Source organism: Caballeronia jiangsuensis (assembly GCF_046030135.1).
GTDB lineage: Bacteria > Pseudomonadota > Gammaproteobacteria > Burkholderiales > Burkholderiaceae > Caballeronia > Caballeronia jiangsuensis.
The window spans coordinates 1-17579 of record NZ_JAQQDB010000075.1; the positions used below are offsets into that span (position 1 = coordinate 1).

Annotated in this window: 17 protein-coding genes; 7 read left to right on the plus strand and 10 right to left on the minus strand. The window is 63.3% G+C overall.

Going from position 1 to position 17579, the window contains the following annotated elements:
- Positions 1-425: 425 nt before the first annotated feature.
- Positions 426-740 (minus strand): DUF4148 domain-containing protein, encoded by a 315-nt coding sequence (locus PQR08_RS37840; RefSeq protein WP_250483636.1) that lies wholly within the window; start codon positions 738-740, stop codon positions 426-428.
- 402 nt (positions 741-1142) lie between these two features.
- Here PQR08_RS37840 and PQR08_RS37845 point away from each other — a divergent pair, with 402 nt between their 5' ends.
- Both PQR08_RS37845 and PQR08_RS37850 read left to right on the plus strand, forming a co-directional pair.
- The gene (locus PQR08_RS37845) at positions 1143-1469 is read left to right on the plus strand and encodes a DUF4148 domain-containing protein (protein WP_238217726.1); all 327 of its coding nucleotides are present in this window, start codon (positions 1143-1145) and stop codon (positions 1467-1469) included.
- Between the two features lie 770 nt (positions 1470-2239).
- Entirely contained in the window at positions 2240-3607 is a 1368-nt protein-coding gene (locus PQR08_RS37850; RefSeq protein ID WP_250483637.1) for an MFS transporter, read from the plus strand.
- A 45-nt stretch (positions 3608-3652) separates the two neighbouring features.
- Here PQR08_RS37850 and PQR08_RS37855 read toward each other — a convergent pair whose 3' ends face one another.
- The 4 genes from PQR08_RS37855 to PQR08_RS37870 all read right to left on the minus strand — a co-directional run bounded on the left by PQR08_RS37855 (position 3653) and on the right by PQR08_RS37870 (position 6879).
- Positions 3653-4579 (minus strand): LysR family transcriptional regulator, encoded by a 927-nt coding sequence (locus PQR08_RS37855; protein WP_250483638.1) that lies wholly within the window; start codon positions 4577-4579, stop codon positions 3653-3655.
- A gap of 67 nt (positions 4580-4646) precedes the next feature.
- Entirely contained in the window at positions 4647-5771 is a 1125-nt protein-coding gene (locus tag PQR08_RS37860) for a hypothetical protein (protein WP_250483639.1), read from the minus strand.
- Between the two features lie 197 nt (positions 5772-5968).
- A complete protein-coding gene (locus tag PQR08_RS37865) occupies positions 5969-6178 on the minus strand; it encodes a hypothetical protein (RefSeq protein ID WP_187604685.1) in 210 nt (69 codons plus the stop codon).
- A gap of 356 nt (positions 6179-6534) precedes the next feature.
- Positions 6535-6879 (minus strand): hypothetical protein, encoded by a 345-nt coding sequence (locus PQR08_RS37870; RefSeq protein WP_250483640.1) that lies wholly within the window; start codon positions 6877-6879, stop codon positions 6535-6537.
- Positions 6880-7040: 161 nt separating this feature from the next.
- On the opposite strand from PQR08_RS37870, the gene PQR08_RS37875 reads away from it, so the two are divergent.
- Positions 7041-7799, plus strand: a complete 759-nt coding sequence (locus PQR08_RS37875) for an SDR family NAD(P)-dependent oxidoreductase (protein ID WP_250483647.1) — start codon at positions 7041-7043, stop codon at positions 7797-7799.
- A gap of 102 nt (positions 7800-7901) precedes the next feature.
- On the opposite strand, the gene PQR08_RS37880 is transcribed toward PQR08_RS37875, so the two are convergent.
- The 4 genes from PQR08_RS37880 to PQR08_RS37895 all read right to left on the minus strand — a co-directional run bounded on the left by PQR08_RS37880 (position 7902) and on the right by PQR08_RS37895 (position 12289).
- Positions 7902-9149, minus strand: coding sequence for a porin (locus PQR08_RS37880; RefSeq protein ID WP_250483641.1), 1248 nt, complete (start codon positions 9147-9149; stop codon positions 7902-7904).
- Positions 9150-9715: 566 nt separating this feature from the next.
- Positions 9716-9991, minus strand: a complete 276-nt coding sequence (locus tag PQR08_RS37885; RefSeq protein WP_035507855.1) for a hypothetical protein — start codon at positions 9989-9991, stop codon at positions 9716-9718.
- Positions 9992-10085: 94 nt separating this feature from the next.
- On the minus strand, positions 10086-11231 hold the full coding sequence (locus PQR08_RS37890; RefSeq protein WP_250483642.1) for a Rieske 2Fe-2S domain-containing protein: 1146 nt from the start codon (positions 11229-11231) through the stop codon (positions 10086-10088).
- Between the two features lie 137 nt (positions 11232-11368).
- Positions 11369-12289, minus strand: coding sequence for a LysR family transcriptional regulator (locus PQR08_RS37895; RefSeq protein ID WP_238217711.1), 921 nt, complete (start codon positions 12287-12289; stop codon positions 11369-11371).
- Between the two features lie 96 nt (positions 12290-12385).
- On the opposite strand from PQR08_RS37895, the gene PQR08_RS37900 reads away from it, so the two are divergent.
- On the plus strand, positions 12386-13315 hold the full coding sequence (locus tag PQR08_RS37900) for a DMT family transporter (protein ID WP_250483643.1): 930 nt from the start codon (positions 12386-12388) through the stop codon (positions 13313-13315).
- Between the two features lie 30 nt (positions 13316-13345).
- Here PQR08_RS37900 and PQR08_RS37905 read toward each other — a convergent pair whose 3' ends face one another.
- Entirely contained in the window at positions 13346-13993 is a 648-nt protein-coding gene (locus PQR08_RS37905; RefSeq protein WP_250483644.1) for a DUF938 domain-containing protein, read from the minus strand.
- A 347-nt stretch (positions 13994-14340) separates the two neighbouring features.
- Here PQR08_RS37905 and PQR08_RS37910 point away from each other — a divergent pair, with 347 nt between their 5' ends.
- The 3 genes from PQR08_RS37910 (at position 14341) to PQR08_RS37920 (ending at position 17508) form a co-directional block, all read left to right on the plus strand.
- Complete coding sequence (locus tag PQR08_RS37910; RefSeq protein WP_250483645.1) at positions 14341-14907, plus strand: ankyrin repeat domain-containing protein; 567 nt, start codon at positions 14341-14343, stop codon at positions 14905-14907.
- A gap of 146 nt (positions 14908-15053) precedes the next feature.
- Entirely contained in the window at positions 15054-16241 is a 1188-nt protein-coding gene (locus PQR08_RS37915) for a hypothetical protein (protein WP_250483646.1), read from the plus strand.
- 31 nt (positions 16242-16272) lie between these two features.
- Positions 16273-17508, plus strand: a complete 1236-nt coding sequence (locus PQR08_RS37920) for an MFS transporter (protein ID WP_187604676.1) — start codon at positions 16273-16275, stop codon at positions 17506-17508.
- The last annotated feature ends 71 nt before the right edge of the window (positions 17509-17579 follow it).

Consider the following 17579-nt stretch of genomic DNA (forward strand, 5'->3'; position numbering starts at 1 on the left):
GTCGGCCTGCATCACCGCGTCGAAGCGGGTTTGGTCAGGAGATGAGGCGGATCGGTCCGCTTCAGTGGCCTGCGTGGGGCTCGGGAGGTCGAGGGATTGGGTGTACATGCGGGGCTCCGCCGTCTTTTTTGAGATGCGATGGAGCGAGTATAACTATTAACCGACCGGACGGTTGATTAATTTTGCATGCAACTATTTCGCCATGAATAGCATCGCGTTAACCCGAAATTCCAGTCTCACAAGAGGTCCGAACACACGCAAAAAAGCCCAGCCTATAAACGGACTGGGCAAAACCACCGGTTAGCCGGCGGCGGAGGTTGCTTCACGTTCGCGCAAGCCGCGCCGAGAAGCGCATTTCGAATTTCGTATGCAATCGACCAAAACGTGGCATCACGGATGCCGATCGTCGAACATCTTGAACTGCGTTATTGCCCGAAGAACACACCCTGCGGATCGACGCGCTTGCTCGCACGGCCCGATTGCGACGCCGCGCCCGTGGACGCTCCATAACCTTCCGCCTGCGCCTGAGCGATGCGCACATCGGCGACGCGCGTTTCGGCTATCTGAAGTCGTGCCGGGTAAGACGCGTCTTCCGCGATGGGCGAATAACCGGCCTTCTGGAGTTGAATGAGTTCCCCGCGGACCTCGGCGCGACTCACAGGCGCGCTCGATTGCGCGAAGGCTGCAAGCGGTGCGGACAAGACGGCGACTGCGATGACTGCATTGACCCATGATTTCATGATCGGCTCTCTCTGTTGTTCGATGAAGCCCGGCGCGCTCGAAGTCTGGAGACATGCCAAGCGGACGACCGAAGTGTAGGTGCACAGCCGTCGATGATCATTCACCGGTACAAAGAAGCATCTTTACGAAAATCGTAAAGAACGAGCGAATTGTCGTGATGCAGATAATGCAATGCAATGTCAACACAGCAGGAGCAAAACCCACAGGCCTGTCTGCGCGATCATCGCGCAAACACTTCCACGCAATGCAACAATGCCTCGACGCAATTATTCCTATATCGACAAAGATCATTCAACGGAAACGAGAATGATCTTCGGGAGGCTCGTCTTTACACTCCGTTCACAAGCTGCTTAACACGAAACCAGCAGCACGATCAGATATCCGAATCGGAGGTAGTCAACATGAAGACGTTTATTTCCGCAGTCGCAGTCGCCGCTGCTCTTGCCGTTCCCGCACTCTCGTTTGCACAACAGGCGGATACGCCGGTCACGCGCGCTCAGGTGCGCGCCGAACTCGTTCAACTCGAAAAGGCCGGCTATAACCCGAACATCAGCGACCCGTCGTATCCGTCGAACATCCAGGCAGCGCAAGCCCGCGTGAGCGCTGAGCAACTCGCCCAGGCGCCGGTCCAATCGAGCGACTATGGCTCGGTCACCAACGGCTCGTCGCAGTCGGGCCGCACGACCGGCACGCAACCGCGTGCGCTCGGCGCCTACTTCGGCCAGTAAGCAGACAGCATCGCCGGCCGATTTCGGTTGGCTATTGCACAAGAGGGCGACATCGGTGCGATGTCGCCCTCTTGCGTTTTGCATGCGAAATGCTTTGTACGCGATGGCATTTTGCATTCGGCATGTTTGATACCGCGCGGCGGCAGCCGATCGTCGCATCGAGTCCGCGACGACTCACACCGACGCGTTTTGCCCTACTCCTGACCCCCACGCACGGCCTGCGAGCCCTTCCAGTCACATCCGGATAACCCAGCGGGCTCCACGCATTAAGCCATACGACTGCATCGTAGAAGCTCATGCGAACGTCGCGCCGACAACGAAGTGCGCACGAGTGCTCGATATTCGCATCGCGTCATAAGCGGCCTGTCTTCGTCGCCTGCAATACCAGTCGGGCCACCGCCCCTTCAGCGGTGATCGATTCTTCCGCCTGCATCAACTACCCAAAGCCGCCCCAAACGCGGTTCTTGCGAAGCACGCTCATGCCCGAGTCCGTGAAAAGGCCGTCCATCGCGTTCATAAAAGCAAATTCGATCGCGGCCATTCAGCCCCTCGATAACCCATATCGCAGCGTGGTTCGCGCCACGTATCGACGCCATCGATAAGGTCTATCGATGCGGCTTTATGGACACCGCGCACGCGATGTCTATGATCCGCAGGACAGATGCGGCCCGATGCAGGCCGCCTCACCGCAAGCGACATAGCTGCGAAGCGCCGACGTGCAAAACGTCGCTTCACACGGCCTCGCAAAACAGAGATACAAGGAGACAGTCTTGAGCTCACCCATCGCCTTGCGCGTCGATCAATTCATCGATACGCGCGCCCTCTCTTCCTTTCAGAAACGCATCCTGTTGTTGTGCTTCCTAATCGTAGCCATCGATGGATTCGATACCGCGTCCATCGGATTTATCGGGCCGGCCTTGCGCGAGCAATGGCATCTCACTGCCGCATCGCTCGCTCCGCTCTTCGGCGCGGGACTCTTCGGTCTGATGGCGGGCGCGCTCATCTTCGGTCCGCTTGCAGATCGTTTCGGACGCAAGACGGTGCTCGTCGGATCGGTCGGCGTGTTCGGTGCCGCGAGCCTCGTATCGTGTTTTGCGCCGGACCTCGCGTGGCTCATCGCTTTGCGCTTCATCACGGGCCTCGGGCTCGGGGGTGCGATGCCCAATGCGATCACACTGACGTCCGAGTATTGTCCGAGCGGGCGGCGCTCCGGCCTCGTCACGCTGATGTTCTGCGGCTTCACGGTCGGCTCCGCACTCGGTGGTCTCGTCAGCGCGCAGTTGCTCGCGCAAGTGGGATGGCGCGGCATTCTCGCCATCGGCGGCGCCGCGCCACTGCTGCTCTTGCCCGTTCTCATCGTCGCGTTGCCCGAATCGATGCGCTTTCTGCTCGTCGCGAAGCGTAGGCCCGCCGCGCGCAACGACGAACGCATCGAGCATATCGCTCGAAGCATCGATCCTTCGTTGCCCGTCGGTACGCGCTTTCAAGCAGGCGAAGCGCCGATGAAGTCGTCGGTGCGCGCGCTCTTCGCGCCGGACGTGCTCGCGGGCACGCTGCTCTTGTGGGCCACGTTCTTCATGAGCCTGCTGATCGTCTATCTGCTGTCGAGCTGGATGCCCACGCTTCTGTCGAGCAATGGCCTGTCGCTGAGGCAGGCGTCGTTCATGAGCGCGACGTTCCAGATCGGCGGCACGGCGGGCGCGATCCTGCTTGGCCGCCTCATGGATCGCCGCGAGCCGCATCGCGTGCTGTCGTCGGCATATCTGGTCGCGGCGGGCTTCATCGTGATGTGTGCGTTCGCGGGCGGATCGGTGCCGATGATCGTCGTTGCGATCTTTGGCATCGGCGTTTGCGTGAGCGGCGGACAGGTTGGTGGCAATGCGCTCGCCGCAGGCTTCTATCCGACCGGCAGCCGCGCGACAGGTGTCGCGTGGGCGAACGCGGTGGGCCGCAGCGGATCGGTTACGGGATCGCTTCTCGGTGGCGTGATGCTCGGCCAGCAGTTCGACTTTCGCACCATCTTCCTGCTGCTCACGGTGCCGAGCGTGATCGCGGCGATCTCGCTCGCCATGCTGGCGCGCGAGCGCCGCCGTCAAAGTTTCGATGCCGCTTCGGCCGCAATGACCGTGGCTGAATGATGCATCAAGCATATTGAATGCAAAGCGCCGGAAGGCATTTTGCATTCATTGCCCTTCACCGCGTTCATGCGATTCCAGAAATAATTCTGTCAGCACCGTGCGCAGCCATCGATGTGCGGCATCGTGATGAAAGCGCTCATGCCAGTGCTGCTTCACTTGATACGTCGGCACGTCGAAAGGCAGTTCGAACAGGCGGATGCCTGCTTCATCGGCGATCGGTTCTGCGAGTCTGAGCGGCACCGTCGCGAGCAGATCCGTGCGCGCGATGATGTTGGCGAGGCCCAGATAGTTCGGCAGTTCGAGCACGGCGTGACGCTCGACGCCGAGTTGCCGCAACGTGCGGTCGACGACCGAATGCCCCGTGCCCGAAGGCGTCACGACGATATGCCCTTCAGCGAGAAATGCATCGAGCGTGGGCGAATCGGCGGCATTCTGAATGCGCGGATGATGGGCCGCCACCATGCCGACGAAATGCTGCGTGAACAGCTTCTGCTGATAGAAGCCCGCTTCGAGTTGCGGCATGAAGCCGACCGCAAGTTCGGCCTCGCCCGATTCGAGCAACTGTGGCGTCGTGTCGTCGATATGCAGCACGCGAATGCGCACACCCGGCGCAATCGCACGCAGCCGCTTGAGCAACGTCGGCAGGAGCACAATCTGGCTGATGTCGGTCATCGCGATGCGAAACACCTGCTTCGCAGTCTCGGGATCGAAAGACTTGCGATGCTTCGAAAGCGCGTCGAACGAAGCGAGCAGCGTGACCGTGCGTTGATGCAGGTCGCTGGCGAACTGCGTCGGCTCCATCCCGGCCGACGAGCGCACGAAGAGCGGATCCTGATAATGCTCGCGCAGCTTTGCGAGATTGAAGGAGATCGTGGGCTGCGACAGCCCGAGATTCGCCGCGGCCTGCGAGACGCTGCGCGTCGCGTGGATTTCGGCGAACACCTGCAGCAGCCTGATGTCGATGTCGGTCATCGGATCATTGTAGTCACGGCCCTTCATGCACGAAAGCGAGAGGAAGGACCATGACGGACCCGGCAGACTAGTTCGCCGGGATCGTGACCACCGGCGACTTCGCCGTGTCCGTGACCTCCGCGAGCGCCATCAGGTTTTGCACGACCGTGAACGCGTATTTCGAATCGAAGTCGCCGCGATCGATCCAGTAATGCGACTCGTCGTAGAGCACGCTCACATACGCGTCCCGCGGCACCTTCTCGCCCACCTTCACGACGATGGTCGGCCGCGTCTCCCCACCGATCAGCCCGATGCCCGGCTTGGTCGCGCCGCTGCCCACTTGCGCGTCGGGAACCGCGATCTGCGCGCCGAGATCGGTAAGGATGCCAAGCACCGAGCGCGTGACCATCGGAATGCGGTTCTGCTCCGACGATTGACCATAGATGATTTCGTAAGTCTTCATTTTCGGCGAGAGGTGCAGAAGCTTTCTCACGAGCGTTAGATCGTCGACCACTTCCTTGTTCGACCCGCTGCGCGTCGCGCCGAGCGTGATGAACACGCCGCCCTTGTCGGCGCTGTTGCCCTTCGCGCTCTTGTCGGGCTTGCCGCTCTTGCCGGCCTTGTCGTCATCCGTGTTGCGCGTTTCGATGTTGAGCTCGCCCGCCAGTTGCAGCCTGCGCAATGCCTGTAGCAGCAGAAAGAACTCCGGCGATCCGGATGCGTTCGGCCCGCCCAGCGCATTGCCATTCTGCAAGCCGCTGATCGACTGCGCGGTGATGCGCAGCAGCAGGTCGATCGGAATGCCGCTTTCCGCGAGCGGCATCACGAGCGTCGGCGAAAGCGGCCGGATGTAGGCGCTCGCGTACGCATCGCCGGTGGTTGGCGTGAACGTGAAAGTCGGATGATTGGAATACGAGACGCTGCCCGTCGCCTGCGCATAGTTAGGTTGCGCGCCGGAGCCGGCATTGAGCACGACGCCGCCTGTCGTATCGAACGTATACGCGGCGATGATGCTGCTCACGGTGAGAAACGACGGCGCGTCGGCGAAGCGCAAACCGACAATCGCTGCAAGAATTTCTCGCTTTTTTGCATCGCCGAGCGCCCGGGCGTAATCCACCTGATCGGCTTTGAGGCGGCTCGGGCCGATGCCCGCGCAGCCTGCTGCGAGAATGGAGACGGAGAGTATGGCAATCGATAGGGCTTTCCTTGGCATGGCTCTGTATGAAGGTGATGAGGAGGATCGTCGGCGCATGGCCGCGGAACATCCGGGCCACCGCCGCAAATTTCATACCTTTGAGCGCAAATGAACGGCCGAGACCGGCGCGAGCGATCGCATCCGGCGCGTTGCACGCCGGTTTATCGACTACGCCGCAACCCGACGGGCTTCGTCAGGCCGCAAGCACGATCAGCCTACGAGGCGCTCTGGTGCCGCGCTTTCGACTGAGCGTGCGTTTCCTGCGAGGGCCCCTGGGCGATGTGACGGTTCGCTTCCTTGTGCTGCGCGACGAGCTCATCGAGCCGGTCTTGCGCGAAGCGCGGACCGTCGTCGCGTGCGAAAGCAGGTGCGGCAAGCGTCGCTGCCGCAAGGACGATGACTGTGGCGAAAGGCGTTCTTTTCATGATTCACCCCGCGATTGAATGCGGCATGCCCCGATTGCCGCCGCCCGACTAGCATCGCACATCGGCGTGAAAGGTGCGCGGCGCGCGCTCGCGGCGCGTTCGGCCGTTTTCTGCAGGCAATACGCAAAATGCAGCCGCGCGGGACGGGCACGCGCGGAATGAAACAATCGACGCGATCCAGTTCGAAACGCGTCAGCGCACGGCTTTCTCGACATGCAATCAGCGATCGATCCGGAATTAATTCAGTATTCCGAATGGACTGTCAAGTTGGATGCCGACTGGCTCGTGTGCGCGCCACGCCGATCCGCCCGACGAAGATGACGAGGCTAGGCCGACATAGAATGTCTCGTCGCGAGCTAACTCTCGTCTAGCTCGAACTCGACGCTCGGATAATCCTGTAGCCGACCGCTCACCTCCGCTTCGCGCTCGCTCGTGAAAAGACCGTCGAGATAATCGAACGAGAGCTTGCCGGCGAGCGCCTTCAACGCGAGTTCCGCGCTGCGCTTCGGCTCCGTGGCGATATCGCCCGAATCCATGCAGGCGCAGAACTGTCCATTCCTGGAATCCATCGCGCCGATGTCGATCACCTTGCCATCGACGTTCTGCGCAAGCACGCGCTGCTCCACCGCGAAAAGCCTGAACGGCCGTTCGAAGCTCGCAGGCGGCTCGGGATTGCCTTCCTTCATTTCACGATTGACCATGATGCGGTTCTCCGGTCCGTGTAGCGATCGAAACGATGCAGCAAGGGTCGAGCCCGCCGTATTTGCATTGCAGCATCGACACGCCTTTCTGCGTGCGCCGCTCCGTCCTACATTGAACCATCGGGCACGCAATCAAAGGAGCAGTCACCGTGAACGGAACCATGAGCGGCAAGATCGCGGTCATCACCGGCGCGAGCCGCGGACTCGGGCGCAACGGCGCATTGCAACTCGCGCAGCAAGGCTGCGGCGTGATCGGCACTTACAACCGCAATGCGGATGCCGCGCGATCGCTCGTCGACGAAATCGCGAAAGCCGGCGGCAAGGCGGCCGTGCTGGAACTCGACGTCGCCCGCTGCGAAACGTTCGCTGCCTTCGGCGACGCGCTCTGCAAGACGCTCGAAGACAGGTTCGAGCGTGAGAACTTCGACTTTCTCGTAAATAACGCGGGCATCGGCATTCATGCGCTCTTCGCGGAAACGACGCCCGCGCAGTTCGACGAACTCGTCAACATCCAGTTGAAGGGACCGTTCTTTCTGACGCAGACGCTTCTGCCCTATCTCCACGAGGAAGGCGCGATCCTGAACGTGTCGAGCGGACTCACGCGTTTCGCGTTACCGGGCTTTGCCGCGTATGCCGCGATGAAAGGCGGAATCGAGGTGCTCACGCGCTATCTCGCGAAGGAACTCGGGCCGCACGGCATCACGGTGAACACCATCGCGCCGGGGGCGATCGAGACGGACTTCGGCGGCGGCGTCGTGCGTGACGATCACGACACCAATCAGTTCATCGCGGACAACACGGCGCTCGGGCGCGTTGGCTTGCCGGACGATATCGGCGGCGCGATCGTGGCGATGCTCTCGGATGGCAATCGCTGGATGACGGCGCAGCGCGTCGAGGTGTCCGGGGGAATGTTCATCTGACGCAACCATTGCGCCGCACGTAAAAAAACCCGGACGCACGAGGTGTCCGGGTTTTGCATACAACATGCGTAATGCCTAATGCATCACGCGGTGAAACGTCGCTTAGAAGCGGTGGATGATGCCCACGCCCGCTGCGAACATGCTGCGCGATGCCGAAGGTGCGCTTTGGAAGCCATCGCCGATGGTCGCGTTCGCAGCGGTCTGCCTATTCGTAGACGTGTTCGTCGGAACAGCCAGCGTGTTGCCGTTCGCGCGCTGGAATGCTTCCAGTGCGTACAGACCCGTGCGCTTCGAGAGCGAGTAGTACTGGGACAAGTTGAACTGGTGGTACGACGCTGCGTCGTTGATGCCGTTCGCCTTGCTCGCCCACGTGTAGCTGTAGCCCGCCGCGAAGTCCCATGCCGGCGTCGCCTTCCAGTGCAGCACCGTGCCAGCCGTGTTGAACACGGCTTGGTCGGTGAAGCGCGAGTTCACGCCAGGAATGTACTGAACGTTCGTGTACGTGACCGAGATATCCCACGCGCTGTTGAACTGGTAGCCGCCCGCAACCGCGAAGCGCTGCTGAGCCTGTGCGCGTTGGTAGCCAGCCGTCACCGCCGACACGCCCGGCTGGCCCGAGCCATCGGTCGCTGCCGTGCTGTTGATCGTCGTCGAGTTGCTGCTGTAGACGCCGCCGCCGTTGGCCGCGTTATTGATACGCGAGAACGCGACCGCACCACCGATCGGACCTTGCTGATACTGGATCGCAGCCGACCACGTCGAGCCCTGATACACGCTGTCGGGCACGCCAGCGAACGAGTACGAACCGCTCACCGTCACGCCGTAGAACTTCGGCGACGTGTACACGACCGAGTTGTTCGCGCGGTAGATCGTGTCCAAACCGTCCAGATCGCCCGGGTGCGCGCCGAAGTAGCCGGTCAGCCAGTTCGTCGGGCTATACGGCGAGAGCAGCGTGTAGTACGAGGTGTACTGGCGGCCCAACGTGAAGGTACCGTAGCCCGGGTTCGTCAGACCGACCCAAGCCTGGCGGCCGAACATCGCGTTGGTGAACTGCTGTTGCCCGCTGTTGATGTCGAAGCCCGATTCCAACTGGAAGATGGCCTTGTTGCCGCCGCCCAGATCTTCCGCGCCCTTCAAGCCGAACCGGCTGCCCGCCCAGATGCCCGACGCCATCTTGACGTTCGAGCGGCCCGGGTTCGTCTTGGCCAGATTCGTCTGGCTGCTTTGGTAGACGATCGAATCGTCGACGATACCGTACAGCGTGACGCTGCTTTGCGCGAATGCCGGCGCGGCGGCTGCAAACGCCGTGGCTGCGACGACTGCGGCCTTGGTCAACGTGAAACCCTTCATTTTTTCTCCTCAAGCGGTGGGCAATGACTTGCGTGCGAGTGCTGGAACCGGTGCCGCGTTCGCGACTTCGTTATGTTTCAACTCGTAACTTTTATCGCTGGCAAGTGTATGGCTTACAGACCGAATGGGAAAGAAAGACGCACTGGGGTGTCGTTTTTTTTCACTGTCTGGTTAACCAGTATTTTCTGGCTTGCAGATATTAGGCAACCGGGCGCGAAACTGACAACAGACTGACAGAAACGTGGCGTGCCGACGGCTTCAATGCGACCGTTCAATGACGTGCCGGACGGTAAAAACGATCGTCCGTTCGTGAGAAAGCGACGCGTGGCCCGGTGCGTGCGGCTCGCGAGGTTGCTGCGCCGCAAGATCCGGCGATGCCTTTTGAAATGGGAGGAAGGATGGCCGAAAGCAGATGGCCCGAGAACCGCCGGCTCGCGTGCGCGCGTTATTCAGGCGACAAGGAGCACCGGCGCATCGCTAATATTTTGAAAGCTACCCGACGATGCCCCGACGTGAAAATGAACATCAGGCGAACGCGGTGCAAGCTTGGTCCGCCCGATCGACGGTCAGTGCTCGATCTTCGAGCGCAGTTCGCGCGCCGTTTCGAGCAAACCTTCATAGCCCGAGCGCGCGTGCGATGGCAGGTCCGGATCGCCAACGAGCGTGCCGAGCGTCTCGATGATGCTGTACAGAATGCCCTTCGCCGCGCCGGCCGCCATCTTGCCCGCGGCGTACGATTCGTCGACGTGCGAAATGGCCGCATCGAAATGCTCGACTTCGGGATGCGCGTCTCCGATACCCGATGCGTCGTCATCGCGCGGCTTGGTCGGGTCGCTGTTCATGATGATGGTCCTCCGTGTGTGGTCTCTGTCTTCTGTATAGCGCCACCGCGGGCGGCGTGCAATCGGCGCAACGCCGCACATCTCGGGATACGGGCTATTCCTGGATCGGCTGGATGAAGTGCACGCGACGCGTATCGCTCGTGCTTCTGCCCGCGCCATGCGGCACGCCGCACTCCGTCAGAAGCGCGCGCAGTTCGATGATGACCGGAAACACCTCGTGATTATGATCCGCGCCCTGCCGGTCATGCGCCTCCTGTTCGCGCTCGACGATCCACCGATCCTCCTTGAAGATGCGCTCGGTAAACCAGACGAGAAGCGGCCAGGCGGCATCGAGCAGACCGGGAATCTTCGGGCGGCGGATCGACAAGAGACCAAACGTGCGGTTCGTGCGCTGCTCGGCGTCGAGCGGTACATAGGCGATCCACAGATCCATCACCATGGTGTCGTCTTTGGTGCGGATCTTGAGCGTCTGATACGGATAGTCGGTGCGGATCGTCATCACGTCCTTATCGCTATCGTCGGGCTTCGCGCCGCGCTTCTCCCCGAAAACGAGCGCCTCGCCGATCGGCTGCTTGCCCGCCTCGCGCGCGAAGATGTAGTCGACTTCGACCCAGTCGTCACCGCGCCGTCTGCCGAGCGAACGCGCGCGCATGCTGCCCATCTGTCGCCGATGCAGGAACTGATGGTTCATGTCCATCAGGTTTTCGTGCATGAAGGAATAGTGGCACTTCACCTCGCGGCCGAAGCGGCGCGTCTTGTAGGCGCGATCCGAGGCGGAGCCGAGCTCGGGGAACTTCGCGGCTTCGGCGCGCGCCGGGTCGCCGGTGAACACGAAGACGAGCCCGCCTGCTTCGCGGCACGGATATCCGCGCACGCCGTTGGGCAGGCGCTCGCGGCCGAGATAGGGGATATCGGTGCAGCGGCCGGTGCAGTCGTAGGTCCAGCCGTGATAGCAGCAGCGGATGGATTCGCCATCGACGACGCCCGCCGACAATGGCACTTGCCGATGCGCGCAGCGGTCCTCGAGCGCGAACACCTTGCCCGACGCGGTGCGCACGAGCACGATCGGGTCGCCTGCGAAGCGCACGGCGAGCGTATGGCCGGCCTTCACCTCGCGCGACCACGCGAGCGGATACCAATGATCGGGATGAATGTCGACCCGGCGCAGATCGCGCGGCGGCCTCGTCGGGGTATCGACGGAACCGGCTTCCTGCTCGCCCTGCGGTAACGCTGCGTGCATGTACGACGCCTCCGTTGAAAGGAGATCGGATTGAGCGCCGCATCCACACGCGGCGCCATGAACGACCATTCGCAGTCTACACGGCGTCGATCATTTCGGCGCGTGCCGAATAGCCGGGCGATGCCCACGCGCGCACGTCATGTCGCCTGCCCGAGATGCGCGTGCAGATGATCGATGAGCGCGCGCACTTTCGGCGGCAGAAAGCGATTGGGCGGATAAAGCAGCCACACCGGACCCTGATAGGCGCGCGCCTGCGTTTCCCAATCTGCGAGCACGGCCTCGACGCTGCCCGACGCGAGCGCATCGCGGGCGGCAAACTCTGGCAGCGTCGCGATGCCGAGCCCGCCTTCGGCCGCTTCCAGCCGCGCGCCCGCGTGATTGGCGATATAGCGCCCGCGCACCGCGACCGTCACCGTTTCGCCGCTTCGGGTGAAGCGCCAGCGATTGTCGTCGGCGGTTTCGCCGAGATGGATGCAATCGTGATGCGCCAGCTCGCGCGGATGCAGCGGCACGCCGCGTTCCCGCAGATACTCCGCCGCTGCGCACAGCAGCCAGCGCACGCGCCCGAGTGGCCGCGCGGCGAGTCCTTGCGGGGGATGATCCGTCGCGCGGATGACGAGATCGACCTCGCTGTCGAGCGGATCGATGTCGTGATCGGTGAAGACCAGTTGCAGATCGACGTCCGGATAGGCCGCGAGAAATGCCGGCACGAGCGGATGAATTACGGATTTTGCATACGCCGTCGGCGCTGACAACACGACGCGCCCCTGCGGCTTGCCCGACGACTGCCCCGCCGCATCGACCGCGCCCGATGCGGCCGCCGCCATGTCGCGGCAATGGCGGTACACCTGATAACCGGACTCGGTCACGCGAATCTTGCGGGTCGAACGCTCGAGCAGGCGCGTGGCGAGCGCCTCTTCGAGACGCTTGATCTGGCGGCTCACCGTCGATGGCGTGCTGCCTAGTTGCCGCGCCGCGACCGAAAAATTGCCCGCATCGACGACGCGCGCGAATACGGCCATATCGGGCATCAAGTCGAACAGATCGGCTGGATTCATTTGTGCATTCGCGACCATAAAGCTGTGCGCCAGAACCGGATTATCGCTTCTCCCGCATCATTCGACAATGACGGCTATTCCTGACGGAGACGCCGCATGACCATCGAATCCCCCGCCCGACGCCTGCTTCCTCTTTCCGACCTGCTGCTCTTCGTCGTCGCGATGGTGTGGGGCAGCAGTTACGGCATCGTCAAAACCGCGCTCGCGTTCTCCCCGGTGCTCGCGCTGCTCGCGTTGCGCTTCGGCATCACGTTCTGCCTGCTCGCCGTGAACCTGCGCCATCTGCGGCACGCGAGCGCGGCGACGTTGCGCGGCGTGCTTGTTCTCGGCCTGCTGCTGCTCTCGATCTTTCTCGCCGAAACATTTGGTGTTTTGCATACGCGCGCCGCGAACGCCGCGTTTCTCATCAGCCTGTGTGTCGTGCTGACGCCGCTCGTCGAATGGGCGCTGCTCAAGCGGCGTCCCGGCTCGGCCGAGTGGCTCGCGGTCGGCGTGTCGTTCGCGGGCGCGTGGCTGCTCGCGGGCGATGGCGCGTTGTCCTTCGATTTCAATTTCGGCGATGGTCTCATCCTCGTGGCCGCCGTGCTGCGCGCGCTGTCGGTCTGCGTGACCAAGCGCGTGATGCGCGCAGCGCCGCTGCCCGCGCTCACTGTGACGGCGGTGCAGGCGGGCGTCGTCGCGTCGGGAAGCGCGGCGATCGCCCTGATGTTCGCGCCGTCGCAATGGCAGCCCTTGCCTGCGCTCGCCGGTAACGGCATGTTCTGGGGTTCGGTGCTGTATCTCGTGTTCGCATGCACGCTCTTTGCATTCTTCGCGCAAAACTACGCGATCGGACGAAGCAGTCCGACGCGCGTGTCCCTGTTGATGGGCAGCGAGCCCGCATTCGGCGCGCTCTTCGCGAGCGCATGGCTCGGCGAGCATGTGTCGATGGCGGGCTGGATCGGCGGAGCAATGATCGTCGCGGCATCGCTGATGGCGACCGTGCGCTGGCGCGGCGTGTTCGTGGCGCGTCCGGGCGAAGCGTGAACGCGGGTGACGCGGGTGACGCGGACCGTTTTACGCCTGCTTCTCGAACACCACACTGAAGTTATTGGCCGGCATCACGACCGTCTCCACGAGCGTCAAGCCGGCCTTCTCTCCCAGCGCCGCGACCGCTTCCATGTCGCGCACGCCCCAACGCGGATCTCGTGCGCGCAATTGCTGATCGAAGGCTTCGTTGCTCGGCGCGGTATGCGCGCCGTTGCGCCGATACGGCCCGTACAGATACAGCACGCCTCCCGCAGCCAGGCGCGCGCCCGCGCCGCGAAAGAGCGATTCGGCGGCCTCCCACGGCGCGATGTGGATCATGTTGATGCACACGATGGCCGCCACGTTTCCGATGCCCCAGTCGTCGTTCAGCACGTCGAGTGCGAGCGGCGCGTTCAGGTTCGCGAGTCCCGCGTGCGCGCGCCAGGCGGCGATGGAATCGCGCGCATCGGCATCGGGATCGCTCGGTTGCCAAACGATGTCCGGCAGCGCCGCCGCGCAATGCACGGCGTGCTGTCCAGTGCCGCTCGCGATCTCCAGCACGACGCCGCTGCGTGGCAGCACGCGCGCGAGGACCGATAGAATCGCATCGCGATTGCGTTCGGCGGCGGGCGCGCGGCGGCGCACGGCGTTGTCCGAATGTGCGGTGTCGTCGGACCCGGATGGTGCCTGATTCATATTCGATGGCACATGCGTGCGCGTAGAGTGAAAGTCGCATCGAGCCTAACGGGAGGTGCGAAGAAGCGTCAAGCAGCGCGCTCCGCAAGCGAGAAACATCACTGCCATGGCGCGATTCCTGCTGACTCGGCCCGCGGAAAAGCGCGGGCTGCAAGCAAACCTGTGTATGCTCCCGGTTGATCCCGCGTCCGCTTTCGCATTTTGCATGCATGCGTATTGCATGCCGAATGCCAAATTGAATGCATTCGATGCGCATGCAAAATTCAAGCGCGACCCGACATGCGCGCCGACATGCATCCCGACAAATTCAGGCCCGCGCACGCGGCGCGATCGAAATGGAGTAAATCATGCAGCACGATCAGAACCGTAACGCGGCAAAGCAATCGAACGACGGCCCCGACGACGACATGATCGCGTTCGCGAGCGAAGTCTTCGATGTCGCCCGCCGTGGCGATGCGGCGATGCTCGATGCGCTCCTGAACAAGGGCTTGCCGCCGAATCTGCGCAACGACAAGGGCGACAGCCTCGTGATGCTCGCGAGCTACCACGGCCACGCGAACGCGGTGCGGGTGCTGCTCGAGCACGGGGCCGATGCGAACCTGCGCAACGACAATGGCCAGACGCCGATCGCGGGCGCCGCGTTCAAGGGCTTCAGGGACGTGATCGAAACGCTGCTCGAACACGGCGCGGATGTCGAAGGCGCATCGCCCGACGGACGCACCGCGTTGATGATCGCGGCGATGTTCAACCGCGTGGAGATCGTCGACTTGCTGATCGCGCACGGGGCCGATCCGGATGCGCGTGACGCGGGTGGTTTCTCCGCGCGGGACGCCGCCGAGAAGATGGGCGCGCCCGATACGGCGGCACGGCTTGCAAGGTCATCGGATGAGCGGACGCCGCCGCCCGAAGCGTGAGGGCATCCGACCGGCACAATGTTCCTTGCATGCAGAATGCAATCCGCTGAACGAACGACGCCTCGCGCACGTCGAATCGACCTGACAACCACCGATCCAACAACGAACCAGACAAGCAGGTGACCCGGAACCATGGAGCTTTTGCGATGACAGGCGGTATCCCGCATCGGGGTGATGCGTCGCCGATCGACCTTCACGCGCCTGCGCGAGCGTGTCGGGCGGACAGCGCCTTCAATGCCGCCGCAGGTTCGATGCTGCGCGTGGCTGCGTTCATCGTCGCGATTGTGCGCACATTGCGCGCGCTGCGTCTCGCCGCGAGCCTTTCGATCGCCGCCGCGCTCGCGCTCTCGGGATGCGGGCTGATGCCCAAGCAGGTGCCCGCGCCGATCGTCGAACACTCGTATATCCCGGCGCCCGATGAAGCCGGCTCCGGCGAGCCCGAAGAGCCCTTGCCCGCCGTGCAGGCGCCCGAACCGGCGTCCTCCGTGAAGCCCGCGCCCGCGCCGAAGCCGAAGCGCCGCGTCGTAAAGCCAAAGCCGCCGGAACCCGCCGTGGCGCCGCCGCCGGAACCGCCCGAGCCGCCGCCGCCGCCGCAGATCATCTCGACGCGCATCATGCAGCACGATCAGTTGCACGGCCTGCTCGATGCCGAAGTGCAGCGCCCTGACGGCAAGGTCGTCGGCCGTGCGGTGGACATGTATATCGACGGATCTGCGAAGCCGAAGCTCCTGATGGTGAATCTCGCGGGCTTCCTGGGTGTCGGCGACCGCAAGGTCAATTTTCCGTGGACGGCCTTCCGCTTCACGCCGAATTCGAAGACCGCGCCGATCACCTTCGTGCCGCCCCCGCCGCCCGCGAAGGGCAAACCGGCCGATCCGGTGCCGAAGCCGCAGCCCGTCGCGGAGGCGCCGGCGAATTTCATGCAGCTCGTCGATTCGACGGTGTCGCAGAAGAACGGCTCGCGCATCGGACGCGTGGTGGACGTGCTCGTCGACGCTCAGGCGCAGCCCCAGGCGCTCGTGCTCGATCTTTCCAGCTCGCTCGCGGGCGACAAGCGGCATGTCGCGGCCAACTGGGGCGACCTGCATGTGCTCTCACGCAACAAGCAATGGCAACTGCAGATGGATTTCAACGACGCGCAAATGAAGGCCGCGCCGACCTACTCGCCCGAGCAGCCGATCAAGATCGTGTCGCCCATCGTGCCTGCGCCGGCTTCGTCGGCGAGCGCGGCGTCGGCGCCGGCTTCGTCGGGCGCGGCCGGGGCTGGGGCGACAGGCGCGCCCGGCGCGGCATCGGCGCAGGTACAGGCTTCGGGCGCGCGCCCGGCCAGATAACGGATAACGAGATCGAGAACCGATTCACAACATGGTAATTGCACGCAGTCTGCGCGCGCTCGACTGGCTGAACTTCTTCGTCGCCAACGTGCAGACCGGCTTCGGCCCTTTCATTGCTTCGTACCTCGCGGCCAACAAGTGGACGCAGGGCGAGATCGGCCTGATGCTTTCCGTCGGCACGATCAGCGCGATGGCGAGCCAGTTGCCGGCAGGCGCGCTCGTCGATGCGATGCGCAACAAGAAGTTCGCCGCGCTCTCCGCGATCATCGCGATCATCGTGAGCGCGCTCCTGCTCGCCGCGAGCCCGACGTTCGTCCCCGTCTTCGCCGCCGAAGTGCTGCACGGCTTCGCGAGCTGCATGCTCGTCCCGGCGATGGCGGCGATCTCGCTCGCCCTCGTCTCGCGCGCCGATCTCGGCGACCGGCTCGGTCGCAATGCGCGCTGGGCGTCGATCGGCAGCGCGCTTACCGCTGCGTTGATGGGCGCGTTCGGCGAGTATCTGTCGCTGCGCTCGGTGTTTTTCCTGACCGCTGCGCTTGCGGTGCCGGCGATTTTCGCGCTGCGCATGATTCACTACGATGCGCCGCCCGTCGTGCCGCGCGCACCGCCCGGCAAGCCCAAGCTCACGCCCGAGGGCGAAGAGCGCGAATCCTTGCGCGACTTGCTGAAGGACAGGCGACTTTTGATTTTTGCGGCGTGCGTGGTGCTGTTTCATCTGTCGAACGCGGCGATGCTCAATCTCGCCGCCGGCGAAGTGACCGCGCACATGGGCGACAACGTTCAACTCGTGATTGCGGCGTGCATCATCGTGCCGCAGTTCATCGTGGCGGCTTTGTCGCCGTGGGTCGGACGGCAGGCGCAGAAGTGGGGCCGCAGGCCGGTGCTGATCCTCGGGTTCTGCGCGTTGCCGGTGCGCGCGATTCTGTTTGCGGGCGTTAGCAGCCCGTATCTGCTCGTGCCGGTGCAGATGCTTGATGGCATCAGCGCGGCGGTGTTCGGCGTGATGCTGCCGCTCATCGCGGCGGATGTCGCGGGGGGGCGCGGGCATTACAACCTGACGATCGGGTTTTTTGGACTTGCGGCGGGAGTTGGGGCGACGCTTTCGACGGCTGCGGCCGGGTTTGCTGCTGATCGCTTTGGCACTGCGATGAGCTTCTTTGGACTCGCCGGTGCGGGGGCGCTCGCGGTTTTGATGGTCTGGCTTGCGATGCCGGAGACGCGGACCGCGCATGGGGTGGTTGAGGGGGAGGTTAAGCCTTCGGTTTAGGGGTTGTTTTTTTCTCGCCGGGTCCCGGTTTCGTGTCGGTCTATTGGCTCTGCCCCTGTGCGGGGCGGCAG